This window comes from Microbacterium sp. zg-B185, from assembly GCF_030246885.1.
Lineage (GTDB): Bacteria > Actinomycetota > Actinomycetes > Actinomycetales > Microbacteriaceae > Microbacterium.
This window is the reverse complement of sequence record NZ_CP126739.1, coordinates 1,958,573-1,980,804: the sequence shown is the minus strand read 5'-3', so window position 1 is coordinate 1,980,804 and position 22,232 is coordinate 1,958,573. Positions and strand designations below refer to the sequence as shown.

General features: G+C 68.7%; 18 protein-coding genes. 11 read left to right on the top strand and 7 right to left on the bottom strand.

What is annotated here, in order from left to right; genetic code table 11:
* The first annotated feature begins 35 nt into the window (after positions 1-35).
* From uvrA to QNO12_RS09490, 10 genes are all read left to right on the top strand, one after another.
* On the top strand, positions 36-2,933 hold the full coding sequence (uvrA, locus tag QNO12_RS09535; RefSeq protein WP_257502484.1) for an excinuclease ABC subunit UvrA: 2,898 nt from the start codon (positions 36-38) through the stop codon (positions 2,931-2,933).
* Positions 2,934-2,935: 2 nt separating this feature from the next.
* Positions 2,936-4,816: an excinuclease ABC subunit UvrC gene (gene uvrC, locus QNO12_RS09530; protein WP_257502485.1), complete on the top strand. Its 1,881-nt coding sequence runs from the start codon at positions 2,936-2,938 to the stop codon at positions 4,814-4,816.
* Positions 4,817-4,840: 24 nt separating this feature from the next.
* Entirely contained in the window at positions 4,841-5,752 is a 912-nt protein-coding gene (gene rapZ, locus QNO12_RS09525) for an RNase adapter RapZ (RefSeq protein WP_257502486.1), read from the top strand.
* A gap of 68 nt (positions 5,753-5,820) precedes the next feature.
* Entirely contained in the window at positions 5,821-6,798 is a 978-nt protein-coding gene (whiA, locus tag QNO12_RS09520; RefSeq protein ID WP_257502487.1) for a DNA-binding protein WhiA, read from the top strand.
* A gap of 89 nt (positions 6,799-6,887) precedes the next feature.
* A complete protein-coding gene (locus tag QNO12_RS09515; protein WP_257502488.1) occupies positions 6,888-7,514 on the top strand; it encodes a superoxide dismutase in 627 nt (208 codons plus the stop codon).
* Between the two features lie 100 nt (positions 7,515-7,614).
* Positions 7,615-8,625, top strand: a complete 1,011-nt coding sequence (gene gap, locus QNO12_RS09510; protein ID WP_257502489.1) for a type I glyceraldehyde-3-phosphate dehydrogenase — start codon at positions 7,615-7,617, stop codon at positions 8,623-8,625.
* 6 nt (positions 8,626-8,631) lie between these two features.
* The gene (locus QNO12_RS09505) at positions 8,632-9,846 is read left to right on the top strand and encodes a phosphoglycerate kinase (protein ID WP_257502490.1); all 1,215 of its coding nucleotides are present in this window, start codon (positions 8,632-8,634) and stop codon (positions 9,844-9,846) included.
* Positions 9,837-10,658 carry a triose-phosphate isomerase gene (gene tpiA / locus QNO12_RS09500; RefSeq protein ID WP_257502491.1) on the top strand — a complete coding sequence of 274 codons (822 nt, stop codon included), beginning with the start codon at positions 9,837-9,839 and terminating at the stop codon, positions 10,656-10,658. Before QNO12_RS09505 ends, tpiA begins: the two co-directional genes overlap by 10 nt.
* 58 nt (positions 10,659-10,716) lie before the next feature.
* A complete protein-coding gene (gene secG, locus QNO12_RS09495) occupies positions 10,717-10,965 on the top strand; it encodes a preprotein translocase subunit SecG (RefSeq protein WP_257502492.1) in 249 nt (82 codons plus the stop codon).
* A complete protein-coding gene (locus tag QNO12_RS09490) occupies positions 10,965-11,321 on the top strand; it encodes an RNA polymerase-binding protein RbpA (protein WP_257502493.1) in 357 nt (118 codons plus the stop codon). Before secG ends, QNO12_RS09490 begins: the two co-directional genes overlap by 1 nt.
* 99 nt (positions 11,322-11,420) lie before the next feature.
* Here QNO12_RS09490 and pgl read toward each other — a convergent pair whose 3' ends face one another.
* From pgl to tkt, 6 genes are read right to left on the bottom strand one after another with little or no spacing between them, the layout of a single operon-like run.
* The gene (gene pgl, locus QNO12_RS09485; protein WP_257502494.1) at positions 11,421-12,203 is read right to left on the bottom strand and encodes a 6-phosphogluconolactonase; all 783 of its coding nucleotides are present in this window, start codon (positions 12,201-12,203) and stop codon (positions 11,421-11,423) included.
* Positions 12,196-13,140, bottom strand: coding sequence for a glucose-6-phosphate dehydrogenase assembly protein OpcA (locus QNO12_RS09480; protein ID WP_257502495.1), 945 nt, complete (start codon positions 13,138-13,140; stop codon positions 12,196-12,198). The genes pgl and QNO12_RS09480 overlap by 8 nt, the downstream gene beginning before the upstream one ends.
* Complete coding sequence (gene zwf / locus QNO12_RS09475) at positions 13,137-14,687, bottom strand: glucose-6-phosphate dehydrogenase (protein WP_257502496.1); 1,551 nt, start codon at positions 14,685-14,687, stop codon at positions 13,137-13,139. The genes QNO12_RS09480 and zwf overlap by 4 nt, the downstream gene beginning before the upstream one ends.
* Entirely contained in the window at positions 14,684-16,303 is a 1,620-nt protein-coding gene (locus QNO12_RS09470) for a phosphoglucose isomerase-related protein (protein WP_257502497.1), read from the bottom strand. The genes zwf and QNO12_RS09470 overlap by 4 nt, the downstream gene beginning before the upstream one ends.
* Entirely contained in the window at positions 16,300-17,418 is a 1,119-nt protein-coding gene (gene tal / locus QNO12_RS09465) for a transaldolase (RefSeq protein ID WP_257502498.1), read from the bottom strand. Before tal ends, QNO12_RS09470 begins: the two co-directional genes overlap by 4 nt.
* Positions 17,415-19,511 carry a transketolase gene (gene tkt / locus QNO12_RS09460; protein WP_257502499.1) on the bottom strand — a complete coding sequence of 699 codons (2,097 nt, stop codon included), beginning with the start codon at positions 19,509-19,511 and terminating at the stop codon, positions 17,415-17,417. Before tkt ends, tal begins: the two co-directional genes overlap by 4 nt.
* A gap of 178 nt (positions 19,512-19,689) precedes the next feature.
* Here tkt and QNO12_RS09455 point away from each other — a divergent pair, with 178 nt between their 5' ends.
* Positions 19,690-20,604 (top strand): heme o synthase, encoded by a 915-nt coding sequence (locus QNO12_RS09455; protein WP_257502636.1) that lies wholly within the window; start codon positions 19,690-19,692, stop codon positions 20,602-20,604.
* 10 nt (positions 20,605-20,614) lie between these two features.
* Here QNO12_RS09455 and QNO12_RS09450 read toward each other — a convergent pair whose 3' ends face one another.
* Positions 20,615-22,198 (bottom strand): Na+/H+ antiporter, encoded by a 1,584-nt coding sequence (locus QNO12_RS09450; RefSeq protein WP_257502500.1) that lies wholly within the window; start codon positions 22,196-22,198, stop codon positions 20,615-20,617.
* Positions 22,199-22,232: the final 34 nt, after the last annotated feature.

The following is a 22,232-nucleotide window of genomic DNA, read 5'->3' as shown; positions in this document are numbered from 1 at the left end:
GCGCTGGTGTCGGAGGCCCCGCCTAGACTTGTGTGGTGCCCATCGTCCCTGTCGCCGCGCCCGGAAACTCCAGTGGAAAGCTGAGTGTTCGCGGTGCCCGCGTTCACAATCTCAAGAACGTGGACCTCGACATTCCACGCGATTCCCTCGTGGTGTTCACCGGGCTCAGCGGGTCGGGCAAGTCCAGCCTCGCGTTCGACACGATCTTCGCCGAAGGCCAGCGCCGCTACGTCGAATCGCTCAGCGCGTACGCACGTCAGTTCCTCGGGCAGGTGGACCGGCCCGATGTCGACTTCATCGAGGGACTGAGTCCCGCTGTCTCGATCGATCAGAAGTCGACCAACCGCAACCCGCGTTCGACGGTCGGCACGATCACCGAGATCCATGACTACATGCGCCTGCTGTGGGCGCGCATCGGGGTACCGCACTGTCCGGTGTGCGGTGAGGTCATCCAGCGTCAGACGGTGCAGCAGATCGCCGATCAGCTCGTGGAGCTGCCCGAGAAGACCCGCTACCAGATCGTCGCGCCGGTCGTGTCGCAGAAGAAGGGCGAGTTCGTCGACCTGTTCAAGGAGCTCTCGGCCAAGGGCTACGCGCGTGCGGTCGTCGACGGCGAGCTCATCCAGCTGGCCGAGCCGCCGGTGCTGAAGAAGAGCTACAAGCACGACATCGCCGTCGTCGTGGACCGGCTGGTCGCCGGCCCCGACATCCTCAGCCGGGTCACCGACTCGGTGGAGACGGCGCTGGGTCTGGCCGGCGGCATCATGCAGGTCAACTTCGTGGACGAGGAGGGCGATGCCGCGTGGCAGTCGTTCTCGGAGAAGCTCGCGTGCCCCAACGGGCACCCGCTGCAGCTGACCGAGATCGAGCCGCGCACCTTCTCGTTCAACGCGCCCTTCGGCGCCTGCCCGACGTGCTCCGGGCTCGGCACGCGCATGTCGGTCGACGTGGACCTCATGCTCGGCGACGACGAGCTGTCGATCCGCGAAGGCGTGATCATCCCGTGGACCACCCAGGGCAAGGGTCTGTTCCAGTACTACGAACGGCTGCTGGAGGGTCTGGCCGCGGATCTGAACTTCTCGCTGGACACCCCCTGGCGCGACCTGCGGCTTGACGTGCAGGAGGCGGTCCTGCGGGGCGAGAACTACAAGGTCACCGTCAAGTGGAAGAACCGGTACGGGCGTGAGATGCGCTACTCGTCCGGGTTCGAGGGCGTGGTGCCGTACATCGAGCGTCAGTACGTGCAGGCCGATTCGGACTCGCAGCGCCAGCGCTGGTCCGAGTACCTGCGCGAAGTGCCGTGCCTGTCCTGCAACGGCGACCGGCTCAAGCCCGAGGTCCTGGCCGTTCTCGTGCACGGGCACTCCATCGCGGATGCCTCGCGCCTGAGCCTCGGCGATGCGCAGGAGTACTTCGAGCAGCTGAAGCTCACCGACCGCGAGGCCAAGATCGCCGCGCAGGTGCTGCGGGAGATCCGCGCGCGCCTGAACTTCCTGCTGCAGGTCGGCTTGAACTATCTCAGCCTGAGCCGGTCGGCCGGCTCGCTCTCCGGCGGCGAGGCTCAGCGGATCCGCCTGGCGACGCAGATCGGCTCCGGACTGACCGGTGTGCTGTACGTCCTGGACGAGCCCTCCATCGGTCTGCACCAGCGCGATAACCGGCGGCTGATCGAGACGCTGCTGACTCTGCGCGACCTGGGCAACACGCTGATCGTCGTCGAGCACGACGAGGAGACCATCCACGCCGCCGACTGGGTGGTGGACATCGGCCCGCGGGCCGGCGTCGACGGCGGTCACGTCGTGCACTCGGGGCCGCTCGCCGACATGCTGAACGATCCTCGGTCCATCACCGGCGACTACCTGGCCGGCCGGCGATCCATCCCCACGCCGACCAAGCGCCGTCGCATCGACAAGAAGCGCATGGTGACGGTCGTCGGGGCGCGTGAGAACAACCTCCGCAACGTGACGGTCGACTTCCCGCTCGGCGTGATGACCGCCGTGACCGGCGTCAGCGGCTCGGGCAAGTCGTCGCTGGTGAACGGCATCCTGTACGAAGTGCTGGCCAGTCGCCTGAACGGTGCACGTCGCATCGCGGGCAAGCACACCCGGGTCACCGGCCTGGACAATCTCGACAAGGTCGTGCACGTCGACCAGGCGCCGATCGGCCGGACGCCCCGCTCGAACCCGGCGACCTATACGGGTGTGTTCGACCGGATCCGGACGCTGTTCAGCGAGACCCCGGAGGCGAAGGTGCGCGGCTACCAGCCGGGCCGCTTCAGCTTCAACGTCAAGGGCGGGCGCTGCGAGGCGTGCTCGGGCGACGGCACGATCAAGATCGAGATGAACTTCCTCCCCGACGTGTACGTGGACTGCGAGGTCTGCCATGGCAAGCGGTACAACCGCGACACCCTCTCGGTCCACTACAAGGGCAAGAACATCGCCGAGGTGCTCGAGATGCCGATCGAGGAGGCCGCCGGCTTCTTCGAGCCGATTCAGGCCATCCACCGGTACCTGAAGACCCTGGTCGACGTGGGGCTGGGCTATGTCCGCCTGGGGCAGTCGGCGACGACGCTCAGCGGTGGCGAGGCGCAGCGCGTCAAGCTCGCCACCGAGCTCCAGCGTCGCAGCAACGGGCGCAGCGTGTATGTGCTGGACGAGCCGACCACGGGCCTGCACTTCGAGGACGTGCAGCGTCTGCTCGAGGTGCTCAACGGTCTGGTCGACAAGGGCAACACGGTGATCGTGATCGAGCACAACCTGGACGTCATCAAATCTTCGGACTGGGTCATCGACCTGGGGCCGGAGGGTGGATCCGGCGGCGGCCAGGTCGTCGCAACCGGCACGCCCGAGCAGGTGGCGCAGGCGGAAGGCAGCTTCACGGGCGCCTTCCTGGCGGAGGTGCTCGGCATCACCGCGGTGCGCAAGGCCGGGTGAGCATGCCCGCATCCCGGCCCACCGTCGCGTACAAGCCGCGACCGGGCGAGATCCCCACGAACCCGGGTGTCTACCGATTCCGGGATGCCGCGGGCAGGGTCCTCTACGTCGGCAAGGCGAAGAACCTGCGTGCGCGCCTGTCGAACTACTTCGCGCCGCTGCGCACGCTGCATGAGCGCACGCGCCGGATGGTCACCAGCGCGGCGTCGGTCGAGTGGACCGTCGTGGACAGCGACGTGGACGCGCTGCAACTCGAGTACATGTGGATCAAGGAGTTCGATCCGCCGTTCAACGTCCGCTACCGCGACGACAAGTCCTACCCGTTCATGGCGATCACGCTGGCCGACGAGGCGCCGCGCGTGATCGTCACGCGCAATCGCCGCATCAAGGGCGCCAAGTACTTCGGCCCGTACCCGAAGGTGTGGGCGGTGCACGACACCATCGATCTGATGATCAAGGTCTTCCCGATCCGCACCTGCAGCGACGCGTCCTACAAGAAGGCGATGTCCAGCGGCCGCCCGTGCTTCCCGGGGCAGATCGGGCGATGCGGCGGCCCGTGTTCGATGAAGGTCACGATCGAGGAGCACCGGGCGATCGTCGAGGACTTCATCGCGTTCATGGGCGGCGGCGACCAGCGGTTCGCCAAGGAGCTGAACGCGCGCATGCGCGAGGCGTCCGCGGCGATGGACTACGAGGCCGCCGCGGTCTACCGCGACCGTCTCGCCGCGATCGACGCCGTGCTGTCCAAGAGCGCGCTGGTCCTGTCCGCGGACACCGACGCGGACCTGTTCGGCATCGCGGAGGACGAGCTGCACGCTGCCGTGCAGCAGTTCGTGATCCGCGGCGGTCGCGTGCGCGGGGTGCGGGCCACGACGGTCGAGAAGGAACTGGACATCTCCGGTGGAGAGCTGGTCGACCAGGTGCTGCAGCGGGCCTACGGCGATGCCGCACCCGCAGACATCCCGCGTCAGGTGCTCGTCCCCTCGCTCCCGGATGGCGCCGGCGAACTCGAGGCGTGGCTGCGCGAACGCCGCGGCAAGCGGGTCTCCATCCTCGTAGCCCAGCGTGGGCGCAAGGCCGACCTGCTCAAGACCGCGACTCTGAACGCCCAGCAGGCGCTGATGATCCACAAGACCAGGCGCACGAGCGACTACGTCGCCCGCACCCAGGCGCTCAGCGACCTGCAGGAGGCACTCGGCCTGGCCGAGGCACCCCTGCGCATCGAATGCTTCGATGTCTCGCACCTGAGCGGAACCAACGTGGTCGCGTCGATGGTCGTCTTCGAGGATGGGCTGCCGCGCAAGGACCAGTACCGCTCGTTCGGCGTCCCGGAGACCACCGACGACACCGATTCGCTCTACCAGGTGCTCACGCGCCGACTGGCCTACCTGGACCGGCCCGAGGAGCAGGCAGACGCGGACGAGGGCGGGCGGCGGCGACCGCGCTTCGCCTATCCGCCGCAGCTTCTCGTCGTGGACGGAGGAAAGCCTCAGGTCGAGGCCGCCGCCCGCGCACTGGCCGACGCCGGCCACGAGGAGATCGCCCTGTGCGGCATCGCGAAGAGGCTCGAAGAGGTCTGGATGCCGGGGGAGGACTACCCCGTGATCCTGCCGCGCACGAGCGAGGCGCTGTACCTGCTGCAGCGCCTTCGCGATGAGGCGCACCGCTTCGCGATCACGCACCAGCGCAGACGTCGCCGTCGCGACATCCAGAGCGTGCTGGCCGAGGTCCCCGGACTGGGCGAGGCGCGGATCAGGGCGCTGCTGCGGCACTTCGGCTCGGTGGCCGCGTTGAAGCGCGCGACACCGGAGGAGATCATGGAGCTGCCCGGCGTAGGGCCGAAGCTGGCGGCGGCGATCCATGCCCATCTCACAAGTGAGTAGGCTGAAGACGACGACGGGGGTGGGATGACCAACGCTGAGACCGGTGCTCTGGATGCCCCCGCCGAGGAGCACCGCCCGCCCGGTGAGGTGCTCATCGTCACCGGGATGTCCGGCGCAGGCCGTTCCACCGCCGCTGATGCCCTCGAGGACCTCGGCTGGTACGTGGTCGACAATCTGCCCCCGCAGATGCTGCGCCCGCTGCTGGAGCTGACCGAGCTCGCCGCCGGCGCGCTGCCGCGCGTCGCGGTGGTCGTCGACGTGCGCGGCCGCGATCTGTTCGTCGCGTTGCCGGAGATCACCCGGGCGCTGCGGGACGGGCGCCCGGTGCGGGTGATGTTCCTGGACGCCTCCGACGACGTGCTGGTCCGCCGATTCGAGGCGGTCCGCCGGCCGCACCCGCTGCAGGGTGACGGCACGGTCCTGGACGGCATCCGGCTGGAGCGCGATCGCCTCGCTGCCGTTCGCGAGAGCGCCGACGTGATCATCGACACCTCCGGGTTCAACATCCACCAGCTGGCCACACAGGTCATCGATCTGTTCTCCGCGGAGGGCGCCGCGCGCCACTCCGTGACGATCATGAGCTTCGGATTCAAATACGGGATGCCGCCGGACGCCGATCTGGTCGCCGACATGCGCTTCCTGCCGAACCCGTTCTGGAACGACGACCTGCGCGCGCTGACCGGAGAGAGCGATGAAGTCCGGGACTTCGTGCTCACCCAGGAGGGTGCAGCCGAGTTCATCGACGCGTACACCGCGGCCCTGCAGCCGGTCCTGGCGGGATACCAGCGGGAGAACAAGGGCCATTCCGTGATCGCCGTCGGCTGCACCGGCGGAAAGCACCGATCCGTCGCGGTGGCCAAGGAACTGGCCGCGCGGCTGTCCAGCGTGCCCGGCGTCGCGGTGCGGGTGAAGCACCGCGACCTGGGTCGTGAGTGAGCGGGGTCGCGAGTAGGCTTGACCCTCGTTCCAAACCCCCATCCGCATCATTGCCTGCGAGGAGATCCGTGTCGCTGACCGCTGACGTGAAGGCCGAACTGACGGCTGTGCGCGATCCGAGTCCCACGGCTCGAGTGGCCGAGCTGACCTCTCTCCTTCGCTTCTCCGGCGGGCTGCACTCGATCGCGAACCGGGTGGCCGTCGAGGCGGAGCTGGACTCGGACGTGCTCGCGCGGCGCGTCGCCCGCGACCTCGTCGAGCTGTACGGAGTACGACCCGAGCTGGTGCACGTGCAGGGGTCGGGCGCCCGCAACGGCAGCCACTACGCGGTGCGCGTGATCGACGGCGGCGAGACGCTTGCCCGTCAGACCGGCCTGCTGGACCAGCGCCGCCGTCCCGTGCGCGGACTGCCCAACAAGCTGACCACCGGATCGCGGTCGGACCTGGCCGCGATCTGGCGCGGCGCCTTTCTGGCAGCGGGGACACTGAGCGAACCGGGTCGTTCGGCCGCTCTGGAGATCACGTGCCCCGCGCCCGAGGCTGCGATGGCGCTCGTCGGCGCGGCACACCGTCTCGGCATCCCCGCGAAGGCTCGCGAAGTGCGCGGCGTGCCGCGCGTCGTGGTCCGTGAGGGTGAGGCGATCCGCGTCGCCCTGGCGCAGATGGGCGCCAGCCGCGCGTCCAGCGACTGGGACCAGATGCGTCAGCGCCGGGAGGTGCGGGCAGGCGTGAACCGGCTGGTCAACTTCGACGACGCGAACCTGCGCCGGTCCGCCCAGGCAGCGGTGGCCGCGTGCGCACGGGTCGAGCGCGCGCTGGAGATCCTCGGCGACGAAGTCCCCGAGCACCTGCGCGAGGCGGGGGAGCTGCGCCTGGCCCATCGCGACGCCAGCCTGGACGAACTGGGCCACCACGCCGACCCCCCGCTGACCAAGGACGCGGTAGCCGGACGGATCCGCCGCCTGCTGGCCATGGCGGACAAGAAGGCCGAGACCGACGGGATCCCCGACACCGAGGCGGCCGTTCCGGTAGGTGCCGAGGACTGAGCGCGCGGCGGTGCCGCGTTAGTAGGCTAGGGACGTCATTCCCGTTGCACCGAGAAGTATCGGGGCAGCGCCGATAGGAAGAAGAGAACATGGCGAACTACACGTTGCCCGACCTCCCCTACGACTACGCCGCTCTTGAGCCGCACATCAGTGCGACGATCATGCAGCTGCACCACGACAAGCATCATCAGGCGTACGTCACCGGCGCCAACACCGCACTCGAGCAGCTCGCCGAGGCCCGCCAGAGCGGCAACCTCGCGAACGTGAACAAGCTGCAGAAGGACCTCGCCTTCAACCTCGGCGGGCACACCAACCACTCCATCTTCTGGACCAACCTCTCCCCGGACGGCGGCGACAAGCCCACGGGTGAGCTCGAGGCGGCCATCGGCGACTTCTTCGGATCCTTCGACGCCTTCCAGGCGCAGTTCACGGCGGCCGCCCTCGGGGTCCAGGGATCAGGGTGGGCGGGCCTGTTCTGGGACTCGATCGGTCAGAACCTGATCATCCAGCAGTTCTTCGACCAGCAGGGTCAGATCGTGGCCGGCACCGTCCCGCTGCTGCTGCTGGATGTCTGGGAGCACGCCTACTACCTGGACTACAAGAACGTCCGTGCCGACTACGTGAAGGCGTTCTGGAACATCGCGAACTGGGCTGATGTCCAGTCCCGCTTCGCCGCAGCCCGCGAGAAGACCTCGGGCCTGCTGGTACTGTCATAGCGAATGGGCGTCCCGGCGGGGAACCCCCGCCGGGACGTCGCCGTCCCCCCACAACCGCATCAACGCGCTGTCGCGCACCACACATCTCAGGAGAATCTCCGTGGCTGTCAAGATCGGAATCAACGGCTTCGGCCGCATCGGACGCAACTACCTCCGCGCCGCACTCGCGCAGGGTGCCGACCTCGAAATCGTGGCGGTGAACGACCTCACCGACAACAAGACCCTCGCACACCTGCTGAAGTACGACTCCGTCAGTGGCCCCCTCGCCGAAGAGGTCTCCTACGACGAGGACTCGATCACGGTCGGCGGCAGGAAGATCAAGGTCTTCGAAGAGCGCGACCCGGCCAACCTCCCGTGGGGTGAGCTCGGCGTGGACATCGTCGTGGAGTCCACCGGCCGCTTCACCAAGGCCGAAGACGCGAAGAAGCACATCGCCGGCGGTGCCAAGAAGGTGCTGATCTCGGCACCGGCCACCGGCGACGACGTCACCATCGTGATGGGCGTGAACGAGGGCGAGTACGACCCCGCCGCGCACGCCATCATCTCCAATGCCTCGTGCACCACGAACTGCCTGGCGCCGCTCGCGCAGGTCTTCAACGACGCCTTCGGAATCGAGCGCGGGTTCATGATGACCGCGCATGCCTACACGGCCGACCAGAACCTGCAGGACGGCCCGCACAGCGACCTCCGCCGCGCGCGCGGTGCGGCGATCAACATCGTGCCCGCGTCGACCGGTGCGGCCAAGGCGATCGGACGGGTGCTGCCCGAGCTGAGCGGCAAGCTCAGCGGTTCGTCCTACCGCGTTCCGGTGCCCACCGGCTCGATCGTCGACCTGACGGTGGTCACGCCGACCGAGGGTCTCACCGTGGACCAGGTCAACGCCGCCTACCAGGCTGCCGCCGCCGAGGGACGTCTCGCCGGGTACCTCGAGTACACCGCGGACCCCATCGTCTCCAGCGACATCCAGGGCAACCCGCACTCGTCGATCTTCGACTCGGAGCTGACGAACGTCAGCGGCAACCTGGTCAAGGTCTCGGCGTGGTACGACAACGAGTGGGGCTACTCCAACCGTCTCGTCGACCTCACCGAGTACGTCGCCGAACGCCTCTAAGCGATCATGCCTCTGCGCACCCTCGACTCGCTGGGTTCGCTCGCCGGCAAGCGGGTCATCGTCCGCTGCGATCTCAACGTCCCCTTGAAGGACGGCGTGATCACGGACGATGGCCGCGTGCGGGCGTCGCTCCCCACTCTCAACGCGCTCATCCAGCAGGGTGCCCGCGTGGTGGTCTGCTCTCACCTCGGTCGTCCCGCCGGTGCCCCGGACGAGAAGTACAGTCTGGCCCCGGTCGCTCAGCGGCTGTCCGAGCTGCTCGGCTCGCCGGTCGCGTTCGCGCGGGACACGGTGGGGGAGTCGGCCTCCGACGCGGTCGCCGCGCTCGAAGACGGCGGCGTCGCGGTGATCGAGAACCTTCGATTCCACTCCGGTGAGACCTCCAAGGACGAGGCCGAGCGTCGCGCCTTCGCCGAGCAGCTCGCCCAGCTCGGCGACGTGCTCGTCTCCGACGGTTTCGGGGTCGTTCACCGCAAGCAGGCGAGCGTGTACGAGCTGGCGCAGATCCTGCCGTCCGCCGCCGGTCTGCTGATCGCCGCGGAGCTGGATGTCCTGGACCGCCTGACCGAGAACCCCGAGCGTCCGTACACCGTCGTGCTCGGCGGCTCCAAGGTCAGCGACAAGCTGGGCGTGATCTCGCACCTGCTTCCGCGGGTGGATCGGCTGCTGATCGGCGGGGGGATGCTGTTCACCTTCCTCGCCGCCCAGGGTCACCGTGTCGGCGCGAGCCTGCTCGAAGCCGACCAGCTGGACACCGTGCGTCAGTACGTCAAGACCGCGGAGGAGACCGGGGTCGAGATCGTCCTGCCCACCGACGTGGTCGTGGCGTCCAGTTTCAGCGCGGACGCCGAGCATGTGGTGACGGCGGCGGACCGGATCGAGGACACCCCGTTCGGCGCGTCCGGCCTCGGCCTGGACATCGGACCGGACACCGCGGCGCGCTTCGCCGAGGTCATCCGGGACAGCCGCACGGTGTTCTGGAACGGGCCGATGGGCGTCTTCGAGCTCGCACCGTTCGCGGCCGGCACGAAGGCGGTCGCTCAGGCCCTGACCGAAGTCCGCGGACTCAGCGTCGTGGGCGGCGGCGACTCGGCCGCAGCCGTGCGTCAGCTGGGCTTCCAGGACGATCAGTTCGGGCACATCTCGACGGGCGGCGGAGCAAGCCTGGAATTCCTCGAGGGCAAGAAGCTCCCCGGACTGGAGGTCCTCGGATGGCAGTAGACGATCCTGGTGCAACGGCTGCGACGCAGATCAGGCGCACCCCGTTCATCGCGGGCAACTGGAAGATGAATCTGGACCACCAGCAGGCGATCGCCTTCGTGCAGAAGCTGCACTGGTCTCTGAAAGAGGCAAAGCACGTCGAGGGCAGTGTCGAAGTGGGGATCTTCCCGCCGTTCACCGACCTGCGCACCGTTCAGACCCTGCTGGACGCGGACAAGATCCCATTCGCGCTGGGCGCGCAGGATCTGTCGACGAAGGACTCCGGTGCCTACACCGGCGAGGTGTCCGGAGCGTTCCTGGCCAAGCTGAACTGCGGATATGTCATCGTCGGGCACTCGGAGCGCCGCGAATACCACGATGAGTCCGATGAGGTCGTCGCGGCGAAGGTGCAGGCCGCGCTGCGCCACCGGCTGGTCCCGGTCATCTGCGTGGGCGAGACCTCTGAGGACCTGGAGAAGTTCGGCGCGAGCGCCGTTCCGGTCGGCCAGCTGGAGGTCGCGCTGGAAGGCGTGCCCGCGGATGCCGAGATCGTCGTGGCGTACGAGCCGGTCTGGGCCATCGGCTCCGGCCAGGCCGCCACCCCGGATCAGGCCCAGGAGGTCTGCGCGAAGCTGCGCGGCGTGATCTCCGCGAAGCTGGGGCCGGATGCCGCGCAGCGGACCCGCGTCCTGTACGGCGGATCGGTGAAGTCGACGAACATCGCGAGTTTCATGCGCGAGCCGGACGTCGACGGCGCGCTGGTGGGCGGGGCTAGTCTGGTCGTGGACGAGTTCGCGGCCATCGTCCGCTATCAGAAACACGTCGGCGTCTGACCGCGCTTATACTGGGGAATCGTGCGCCCGTCTCGGGCGCGGTGAAAGGCTTAGATCTGTGCAGATCCTAGAGTTCGTCCTGCAGGTGCTCCTGGGCATCACCAGCCTGCTGCTGACACTTCTCATCCTGCTCCACAAAGGACGCGGTGGAGGGCTGTCGGACATGTTCGGCGGCGGCATGACATCGGCGCTGGGCTCCTCGGGTCTGGCCGAACGGAACCTGAACCGGTTCACGGTCGTCCTGGCGCTGGCCTGGTTCGTCGCGATCGTGGCCCTCGGTCTCCTGACGAAGTTCCAGAGCGTCTGATGGCCAGCGGAGGAAATGCGATCCGCGGCACCCGCGTCGGTGCGGGTCCCATGGGTGAGCAGGATCACGGATTCCACGCCGAGCGCATCGCCATCTCCTATTGGGACGCCCTCGGCAACGAGACCGTCCGCTACTTCGCGGCCGGGATTCCCGAAGAGGAGATCCCGGACACGATCGACTCCCCGCACTCCGGCCTCCCGGCCGGGCGCGACAAGGAGAACCCGCCGGCGCTGGCCAAATCCGAGCCGTACAAGACGCACCTCGCGTACGTGAAGGAACGTCGTACCGAGGAAGAGGCCGAAGCGCTCCTGGATGACGCCCTCAAGCAGCTGCGGGAGCGCCGCGGCCTGGAATAGATCCCCGCGGACGGGATCTCGATACGGCGCTGGCGCGCCTACTCGATCTTGACCCGTCGCGCATCAACGCGGGCTTCGCTCGCATTGATCCGCGACGCGTCAATACTCCCGGTCGATCAGTTCGGGCGGAACCTGTGATGCCGCCGCCTGGTCGACGAAGAAGACCGTGCGCTTGCGGCCCTTGGCCCCGGCAACCGGGACGCTCGAGTAGCTGGCGCCGGCCAGCGCCAGACCGAGCGCGGAAGCCTTGTCGGCGCCCGAGAGCACCAGCCACACCCGCTTCGATCCGTTGATGACCGGTCGGGTCAGCGAAACGCGGTCCGGCGGGGGCTTCGGCGAATCGCGCACCGCCACGGTGACGCGATCGGTGATCAGGATCTCCGGTCGATCGGGGAAGAGCGAGGCGATGTGCCCGTCCGGCCCGACGCCCAGGAAGCAGATGTCGAACGACGGCCACGGAGTGCCGTCCTTCTGCGGATAGCGGGCGAGCTCCGCCGCATAGCGGTCGGCGGCTTCGTCCAGCTCCACCCCGTCATCGCTCGCCGCGACGGCGTGGATGTTCCCCGCCGGGATCTCCAATGAGTCCAGCAACGCCGCACGCGCCTGCCGCTCGTTCCGCTCCGCATCATCGCGCGCCAGGAACCGCTCGTCGCTCCACCAGAAGTGGACACCGGACCAATCGACCCTGCTCCGACGCGGGTGACGCATCGCGGCCATCAGCACCGCCGATCCCATCGACCCACCGGTGAGGCACACGTGGACGGGACGACTGTGGGCTGCGCGCTTGGCGAGACGGTGGATCAACCGTTCGGCGACGGACTCAGCGAGAGTGGCTGGATCGGGGCTGATCACAACCCGCTTCTCGGTGCCGAATTCAGCCATGGGTCTCCGTCGCCGGTTCCAGGAGTTCCAGTCCCTCGGTGATGACTTGACCATACAGGACGTCCGGATCCAGGCCGCGCAGCTCCTCGGCCAGGCATTCGCGCAGGCTCCGACGTGGGAAGGCCAGGTCATGGGTGGGCTGCCCCGGCTGCGTGAGGACCGCGAGCGCCGGGCTCGGACGCTCCAGGAGCGTGACACCGCTGGGGCGCTCCAGGCGCACGGACTTGATGCCACCGGGCCACTCGTCGTGCGAAAGGTACTCGTAGGTGACGTCCACATCCAGCTTGAGCCGCAGCCACGCGGCCAAGAGGGCGGTGGACGGGGAATCCCACGCGCCGCGGACCTCGACGGCCGTGACCGGTTCGTAGGGCGGCTGATCCAGCACCGCGGCGAGCTGTTCACGCCACCGCGTGATGCGGGTCCAGGCGAAATCGGTGCTTCCCGGCGCGTAGTTGGCACCCAGGGCGCCCAGCCATGCGGCCGGATCCTTCTGCGCCGAGGCATCCGTGATGCGACGCTGGGCGATGCGTCCGATCGGAGAGGTGGAGAGCACCTCCGGCGTCTCGGCGGGCCACCACGCCACCACGGGCGCGTCCGGCAGGAGCAGGCCGGTCAGGAGGCTGTCATGGTTGGATGCCACCGGTCCCTGCGCATTCAGGACGATGACCTCGCTGGCACCGGCGTCACCGCCGACGCGGATCTGGGCATCCAGGCGGGGCGCGTTGTTCTGATCGCCGAGCATGATGACGATGACGCGCATGGGATGCTCGCGTGACGCGTCGTTGGCCGCTTCGATGGCCTCTTCCTCGACGCCCTGGCGCGTGGCGATGATCAGCGTCAGCACGCGGCCCAGCGCCACGGCCCCGCCTTCTTCGCGCACGTTCACCAGCGCCTTGGAGATCTTGCTGACGGTCGTGTCGGGCAGGTCGATGATCATGGTCGCCTCCACGTGCGTCCGTCGCGGGCGAGCATGGCGTCGGCGGATGCCGGCCCCCAGGAGCCGGGTGGGTACTGCTCCAGCGGACCGCCCTCCTTCTCCCAGAAGTCCTCGATCGGGTCGAGGATCTTCCAGGACAGCTCGACTTCTTCATGACGTGGAAAGAGCGGGGGATCGCCGAGCAGGACGTCCAGGATGAGTCGTTCGTAGGCCTCGGGACTGGCCTCGGTGAATGCGTGACCGTAGCCGAAGTCCATCGTCACGTCGCGGACCTGGGCGCCCGCGCCGGGCACCTTGGAGCCGAAGCGGATCGTCACGCCCTCATCGGGCTGCACTCGGATCACCAGCGCGTTCTGGCCCAGCCCGGAGGTCTGCCCGCGCGAGAACAGCAGCTCCGGCGCACGCTTGAAGACCACCGCGATCTCGGTGACGCGCCGTCCGAGGCGCTTACCGGTGCGCAGGTAGAAGGGCACCCCCGCCCACCGGCGCGTGTTGATCTCCAGAGTGATGGCCGCGTAGGTCTCCGTGGTGGAGTCCGGCTGCATGCCGTCCTCTTCGAGGAAGCCGAGCACCTCCTCGCCGCCCTGCCAGCCGCCGGCGTACTGTCCGCGGGCGGTGGACGCGCCCAGATCCGGCGGCAGTGTCACCGCAGCGAGCACCTTCTCCTTCTCGGCGCGCAGATCCCGGGCGTCGAAGGAGATCGGCTCTTCCATCGCGGTCAGTGCGAGCAGCTGGAGGAGGTGGTTCTGGATGACGTCGCGGGCGGCCCCGATGCCGTCGTAGTACCCGGCGCGACCGCCCACCCCGATGTCCTCGGCCATGGTGATCTGAACGTGATCGACGTAGTTGCGGTTCCAGAGCGGTTCGTACAGCTCGTTCGCGAAGCGCAGCGCGAGGATGTTCTGAACCGTCTCCTTGCCGAGGTAGTGATCGATGCGGAAGATCGAATCCGCGGGGAAGGCCGACCGGAGCGCGTCGTTGAGCGAACGCGCGGAGGCGAGGTCATGGCCGAACGGCTTCTCGATGACGACCCGCCGCCACCGTTCGGGCTGATCGGCCGTGTCATCGACCAGACCGGAGTCCTTCAGCTGCTTGGCGACCTGCGGGAAGTCCTTCGGGGGGATCGAGAGATAGAACGCATGGTTGCCCATGGTGCCGCGTTCCAGATCGAGGTTCTCGACGGTCTCGCGCAGCCGGGCGAACGCGTTCGGGTCATCGAACTCGCCGGGGACGAATCGGATTCCCTGTGACAGCTGCTCCCAGGTCTCCTCCCGGAACTCCGTCCGGGAGTGATCCTTGACGGCTTCCTTCACGACCTGCGCGAAGTCCTGATCCTCCCAGTCCCGCCTCGCGAAGCCGACCAGGGCGAAGCCCGGCGGCAGCAGTCCGCGGTTGGCGAGGTCGTACACGGCCGGCATCAGCTTCTTGCGGGAGAGGTCGCCGGTCACGCCGAAGATCACCAGCGCGCTGGGGCCGGCGATGCGATTGAGGCGATGATCCTCCGCGTCGCGCAGCGGATTGTGATCGCGCGAGATCTCGACCGTCACTGCGCGGCCTCGAACAGCGTGAGCACCTCGGCCTGCGGGTCGGTGAGTGTCAGGGTGACGACCGGGCGGCCGTGCGCGGCGAGCACGTCCGCGTCGCCCGCCGCCTGCGCCTGGATCAGCTGTCCGAAGGTGAAGGGACGCCCCGGGATCTCCAGATCCACGTCGGTCTGCTCCAGGATCTGCAGGAAGACCCCGACTGCGGGGCCGCCCTTGTGGAACTGGCCGGTGGAGTGCAGGAACCGTGGTCCCCAGCCGAACGTGGTGGGACGACCGGAGTCGGCCGCGACCAATTCGCGCAGTCCGTGCAGCTGGGGCAGGCGCAGCCTGTCCACGTACGCCTGGACGGACACATACCCGTTCGCGGGCAGCCGTGCCCACAGGGCGTCCAGCACATCCGCGACCGTGCCGGAGGCGGCCAGTGCCGGATCGGACACCCGCACCTCGACGCCGTCGACCGCGAATGCGGGATCGGTGGCCTCCGGTCGCGCCTCCAGGAGCCCCCGGGTGGCGGTCTTGGCGGATTCGACATCGGGCTGATCGAACGGGTTGATGCCCAGCATCCGCCCGGCGATCGCGGTCGCGTACTCCCACACCACGAACTGTGCTCCGAGGGAGCCGCTGACCAGCACCTCGCCCTCGTGCCGCTCACGGAAGTGGAACTCGTTGGCCTCGTCCACGAAGCGGACGATCTGCATGTCCGGGGGCGTCTGCTCGGCCTCGGGCGATACCGGCAGCAGCACGACCGGCAGGATGCCCGTGCCCTCCTTGCCGGTGGACTCGGCGACGAGCTGCTCGATCCAGTCCGGCAGGCCGACGATGTGGGTGCCGTCGGTGATCAGGCCCAGCTTGTCGCGTCGCGGTTCGCCGCCGGCGATGGCCGCGGCCAGGACGAGCGCGGGATTGTCGGCGCTGTCGATCGCGACCTCGAGCAGCGAAGCCTCCGCCTCGTCGAGCAGTTCGGAGATGTCCGCACCGGCCAGTCCCGCGGGCACCAGTCCGAAGGCGGTCAGCGCCGAGTAGCGTCCGCCGACCGTCGGGTCCGCGTTGAACACGCGGTAGCCGTCGGCGCGGGCGGCCCGGTCCAGCGGCGAGTCGGGGTCCGTGACGACGACGATGCGCTCGAGCGGATCGATGCCGATGTCCCCGAACGCGGCTTCGAAGGCGCGCTTGGCGGAGTCGGTCTCAACGGTGGAGCCGGACTTGGAGGAGACCACCAGGGCGGTCTGCTGCAGACCGCCGGCCGCCGCGTCGCCATCGATCGCAGCCAGCACCTGGCTCGGCGCGGTCGAGTCCAGGATCACGAGCGGAACCCCGGAGGTCTGTGCGATCACTTCCGGCGCGAGCGAGGAGCCGCCCATGCCGGCGAGCACGATCCGGGTCACGCCCCGCGCGCGCAGCTCGGCGCGCAGCGCCTCGATCTCGGGGACGAGTGGCCGCGAGACGGAGACCGCCTGCACCCACCCCAGACGCCCGGATGCCTCGGCTTCGGCATCCGGACCCCACAGCGACGCGTCGCCGGCGGTGATGCCGGACGCGACGAGATCGGCGATCAGGCCTGGCAGCGTCTCGCGGACGACGGATTTGACATGCCCGGTGAGATGGATCTCAAAGCTCATGCGCCGGACTGCGCTGCCTCGAGAGCGGCCTTCACCGTGTCCTGGAGCTCGTGCCAGGAGGTGATGAACTTCTGCACGCCCTCGTCCTCGAGCACCTCGGTGACCTCGGCGAAGTCCACGCCGACGCCGGCGAGACGGTCGAAGACCTCGTGCGCGCCGGCATAGGCGCCGGTGACCGTGTCCCCGGCGATGACGCCGTGATCGAAGGTCGCCTCGAGGGTCTTCTCGGGCATCGTGTTCACCGTGCCGGGGGCCACCAGCTCGGTCACGTACAGCGTGTCCGGCAGCGCCGGATCCTTCACGCCCGTCGAGGCCCACAGCGGCCGCTGCACGTTGGCGCCGGCATCGACGAGGGCGCGGGCCCGGTCCGTGGCGAACTCGCGTTCGAACAGCTCGTACGCCAGGCGGGCGTTCGCGACGCCGGCGAGGCTCTTCAGACCCGCGGCTTCCTCGGTGCCGATCGCGGTCAGGCGCTTGTCGACTTCGGTGTCCACCCGTGAGACGAAGAAGGACGCCACCGAGTGGATGCCGGACAGGTCGTGCCCGGCCTGGCTGGCCTGTTCGAGGCCGGCCAGGTACGCGGCGATGACGTCGGCGTATCGCTCCAGGCTGAAGATCAGCGTGACGTTGACCGAGATCCCCGAGCCGATCGCCTCGGTGATCGCAGCCAGACCCGCTTTGGTCGCGGGGATCTTGATGTGGATGTTCGGGCGGTCGACCTTGGCCCACAGCTCCTTGGCCTGCGCAATGGTCGCGTCCGTGTCGTGCGCGAGGTCGGGGGAGACCTCGATCGAGACGCGACCGTCCACGCCGTGGGTCTCGTCGTAGACGTGCCGGAACACATCCGCGGCAGCGCGCACGTCGTCGGTGGTGATCTCGAAGATCGCCTCGTCCGCGGACGCGCCGCGGCCGGCGAGCACGCCGAGCTGACCGGTGTACGCCTCGCTGCCGGAGCCGATCGCGCCGGCGAAGATCGTCGGGTTCGTGGTGACCCCCGACACGTTGCGGGTGGCGATCAGGTCGGCGAGGTTCCCGCTGACGATCCGCTCACGGGACAGGTCATCCAGCCAGATGCTGACGCCCTCGGCCACGAGGTGTGCGGTGGGGGTGCTCATGAGTTCTCCTTCAGGGTCTCGCGTGCCGCCTCGACGACGGCCTCGGCGGTGACGCCGAACTTCTCGAACAGGGTTTTGTAATCCGCCGATGCGCCGAAGTGCTCGATCGAGACGCTTCGACCGCGGTCACCGACCAGCGCCCGCCACGGCAGCTTGATGCCCGCTTCGACCGACACGCGCGCCCGCACCGAAGACGGCAGCACGCTCTCGCGGTAGTCGGCGTCCTGTTCGTCGAACCACTCGAGCGACGGCGCGGAGACCACTCGCGCCTGCACGCCCTCGGCGGCCAGTGTCTCGCGGGCAGCGACGGCCAGCTGCACTTCGGAGCCGGTGGCGATGAGGATGACATCGGGGCTTCCGGCCGGTGCTTCGGCCAGGACGTAGGCGCCGCGCGCGGCACCGTCGGCCGAAGCCAGCGTGTCACCCGACGCCGCGCCCTGGCCGCGCTCGAACACGGGGATGTTCTGGCGGGTGAGGGCGATGCCGGCCGGCCCGGCGTGCCGGCGGAGCATCTCCAGCCAGACCACCGCGGTCTCTGCGGCGTCACCGGGGCGGACCACCGTGAAGTTCGGGATGGCGCGCAGCGCGGCCAGCTGCTCGATCGGCTGGTGGGTCGGGCCGTCTTCACCGAGGGCGACCGAATCGTGCGTCCAGACGAAGATGCTGGGAACGTTCATCAGCGCGGCCAGACGGACCGGCGGGCGCATGTAGTCGCTGAAGATGAGGAACGTGCCGCCGAAGGGACGGGTGGGACCGTGCAGGACGATCCCGTTGATGATCGCGCCCATCGCGTGTTCGCGGATGCCGAAGTGCAGCACGCGGCCGTAGGGGTCGCCGCTCCATTCGTGCGTGGACCATTCCTCGGGGATGAACGAGTTCGCGCCCTTGATGGTGGTGAGGTTCGACTCGGCAAGGTCTGCCGACCCGCCCCACAGCTCGGGTAGCTCCGCGGCCAGCGCGTTGATGACCGCGCCGGACGCGGCCCGCGTGGAGACGTCTTTTCCGGGCTCGAAGCTCGGCAGCGCCGCGGCGATGCCCTCGGGCAGTTCGCGGGCGTTCACGCGATCCCACAGCGCCTTGCGCTCGGGGTGCGCCGTCGCCCAGGCGTCGAAGCGCTCCTGCCACTCGGCGTGCGCCGTCGCGCCGCGCTCACCGAGAGCACGCGTGTGCGCGAGCACGTCCGCGGGCACGACGAAGCTCTCGTCGGGGTTCCAGCCGAGCACCTTCTTGGTCGCGGCCAGCTCGTCGGCGCCGAGGGCGGAGCCGTGGATCTTGCCGGTGTTCTGCTTGCCGGGCGAGGGCCAGCCGATGATGGTCTTCAGGATGATGATCGAGGGCTTGACGGTCTCGCTCTTCGCCGCCTCGAGCGCGGCGAACAGCTCCGCGGCGTCTTCGACGTACTGGCCGGTCTTCTTCCAGTCCACCGTCTGCACGTGCCAGCCGTATGCCTCATACCGCTTGGCGACGTCCTCGGTGAAGGCGACGTTCGTGTCGTCCTCGATGGAGATCTGGTTCGCGTCGTACAGCACGACCAGGTTGCCCAGCTCCTGGTGACCGGCGAGGGAGGACGCCTCGCTGGTGACGCCCTCCTGAAGGTCGCCGTCGCTGGCGATGACATAGATGAAGTGGTCGAAAGGGGACTCGCCGGCCGCCGCGTCCGGATCGAACAGGCCGCGCTCGTAGCGGGCGGCGTAGGCGAAGCCCACCGAAGAGGCCAGGCCCTGACCGAGCGGACCCGTCGTGATCTCGACGCCTTCGGTGTGGCCGTACTCGGGGTGTCCCGGGGTCTTCGACCCCCATGTCCGCAGTGACTTCAGGTCGTCCAGCTCGAGTCCGAAACCGCCCAGATAGAGTTGCACGTACTGTGTCAGCGACGAGTGACCCGCCGACAGAATAAACCGGTCCCGGCCGGGCCAGTGCACATCGGCCGGGTCGTGGTTCATCACCCGCTGGTACAGCAGGTACGCCGCAGGGGCGAGGCTCATCGCCGTCCCGGGGTGGCCGTTTCCCGCCTTCTCGACCGCGTCCGCCGCCAGCACGCGAGCGGTATCCACCGCGCGCCGATCGATTTCATCCCAACGCAGTTCTGACACCGGGCCGCCTTTCTCAGAAGAAGTGCACCCGAGTCCGCTGACCGCGCCGCAATCGGGAGCAGCAGCCGGCGCAGGGCGCGTGTTGTCTCAGCATAGCGAAGGGCCGGAAGCCAGCGGGCGCGAATGACATAGACTCGGAGGGCAGGTTCAGGCGGTCGAGCGGGGAGCGATGGACACCATGATGACGGCGGACGCGTCCGCCGTACGACCTCATTCGCTGGGCCGTACGATCCGGGCTTACGTCGCGCTGACCAAGCCGCGCGTGCTCGAGCTGCTCCTGGTCACGACGGTGCCGGTGATGATCCTCGCCCAGGGCGGGTTCCCCGACATCTGGCTCGTGCTGGCGACCGTGCTCGGCGGCTCGATGAGCGCGGGATCCGCGGCGGCGTTCAACATGTACCTGGACCGGGACATGGATGCCCACATGCAGCGGACGGCGAATCGCCCGCTGGTGACCGGCGAGGTCTCGCCGCGCGGCGCGCTGGTGTTCGCGTGGACCCTGGCTGCGACATCCACCGTGTGGCTCTGGTTCACCACGAACTGGCTCGCCGCCACCCTGTCGGCGGCGGCGATCTTCTTCTACGTCGTCATCTACACGATGATCCTCAAGCGCCGCACCGAGCAGAACATCGTGTGGGGCGGCATCGCCGGGTGCTTCCCGGTCGTCATCGGCTGGTCGGCGGTCACCGGATCGCTGACCTGGACGCCGATGATCCTGTTCGCCCTGGTGTTCCTGTGGACGCCGCCGCACTATTGGCCCCTGTCGATGAAGTACAAGGACCAGTACGAGGGCGTGGACGTGCCGATGCTCGGGGCGACGCGCTCCGGGTCGCAGGTCGGGCTTCAGGTGATCCTGTACGCGTGGGCGACCGTGGCGTGCTCGCTGCTGCTGATCCCGGTGGCGGGGATGGGGCTGGTCTACTCCGTCTCGGCGATCGTCTTCGGCGGCTGGTTCATCTACGAGTCGCACCGGCTGTACAGCCGTGCCGTGCGCGGGACCGAGCCCCGGCCGATGCGGGTGTTCCACGCCTCGATCACCTACCTCACCCTCCTGTTCGTCGCGATCGCGGTCGACCCGCTGCTTCCGTTCTGAGCCGGGCCGCTCAGGCCTGTTCGCCCTCTTTCGGGAACTGGGCGCGCAGCGCGGTCTCCTCCGCGTCGATCGCCTGCAGCGCGGCGACGATCGCCGGCTCCTGATAGCGCCCCTCGGCGCGGGCCTTCAGCACGGCGGCCCGTTCGGCATCCAGCATCGCGCGGCGGAGGCGGTATTTCGCCTCCAGCTGCGGGATGGACGCGTCCGGACCGTACGCGACGAGGGTCTCGCCGAGGAAGCCCGCGTCGGTGCGCAGGAGCGCGGCGACGTGCTTCTCCTCCTCGGGCAGCTCCTGGGCGTCCAGCAGATCGATTCCGGCCTGGCGGGCCTCGGCCATCAGCAGCCGCCGTTCGGCCAGCTCCTGCACCAGGCTGGGCTTCGGAAGGTTCAGGCGGCGGATGATCGCCGGTAGCGCGAGGCCCCCGAGCAGGCTCGCCACCACCACGACGAACGCGAGGAACTGCAGGTACTCCCGGCCCGGCGTCTCCTTCGGCAGCAGGAAGACGGCGGCCAGGGTGACGACCCCGCGCACGCCCGCCGAGGAGACCGCGACGCCGTTGCGCCAGGCCCAGCCCCGCTCGCGCAGCCGCCGCGGCCCCTTCCGGTACAGCAGCGTCGTGCCCATCACCCAGGCGAAGCGGGAGGCCACCAGGGCGGCCAGGATGCCGACGCAGATCCCGACGGTCGGCCAGAGGCCCGGGCCGGTGGCGATGGCGCCCTGCAGGATCCCCTGGAGATTGAGTCCGATGAACAGGAAGACGGTGTTCTCGAGCAGGAACTTGATCGTGCGCCAGTTGAGCCGCTCGGCGACCCGCGCTTCGGCCGAGGAGACGGACGGTGCCCGATAGCCCAGATACAGGCCGGCCAGGACCACGGCCAGGACTCCGGACCCGTGCAGGAATTCGCCCACCAGGAACGCCGCGAACGGTGTGACGAAGGTCAGACTGGTGTCCAGGACGGCCGAGTGCAACCGTGAACGCACGAACGTGACGGCCCAGCCCACGCCCAGACCCACCCCGGTCCCGACGACCACTGCGACGACGAACTCGAATCCGATCTCGGCCGGCGTGACGGAGCTGACGATCGCCGCGATGGACGCGTTCAGCGCGACCAGCGCGGTGGCGTCGTTGAGCAGGCTCTCGCCCTCCAGGATGGTGACCACGCGCCGCGGCAGTCCCAGGCGCCCGGCGATCGCGGTCACGGCAATCGCGTCGGTCGGTGCGACCACCGCCGCGAACGCGAACGCCGCCGCCAGGGTGATCGCCGGGACCAGGGCGTACGCGGCGAACCCGACGACCACCACCGTGAATGCGACCAATCCAACCGACAGGAGCAGGATGCTGTCCCGGCGCGCACGCACGTCTATCACGCTGGTGCGTATCGCCGCGGCGAACAGCAGCGGCGGGAGGATGCCGTAGAGGATCAGCTCGGGTTGGACCTCGACTTCCGGCACGCCCGGGATGAACGAGACCGCTCCTCCGACGACGACCAGGGCGACCGGGGCCGACCAGCCCAGCCGGCCGACGATGCCCGTGATCGCGACGGTCGTGAGGACGAACAGAACGATCCAGGTGATCGTTCCGACGGGGTCCACGGAGCCAGTATCGAGCAGAAGGGGCGGGAATGCG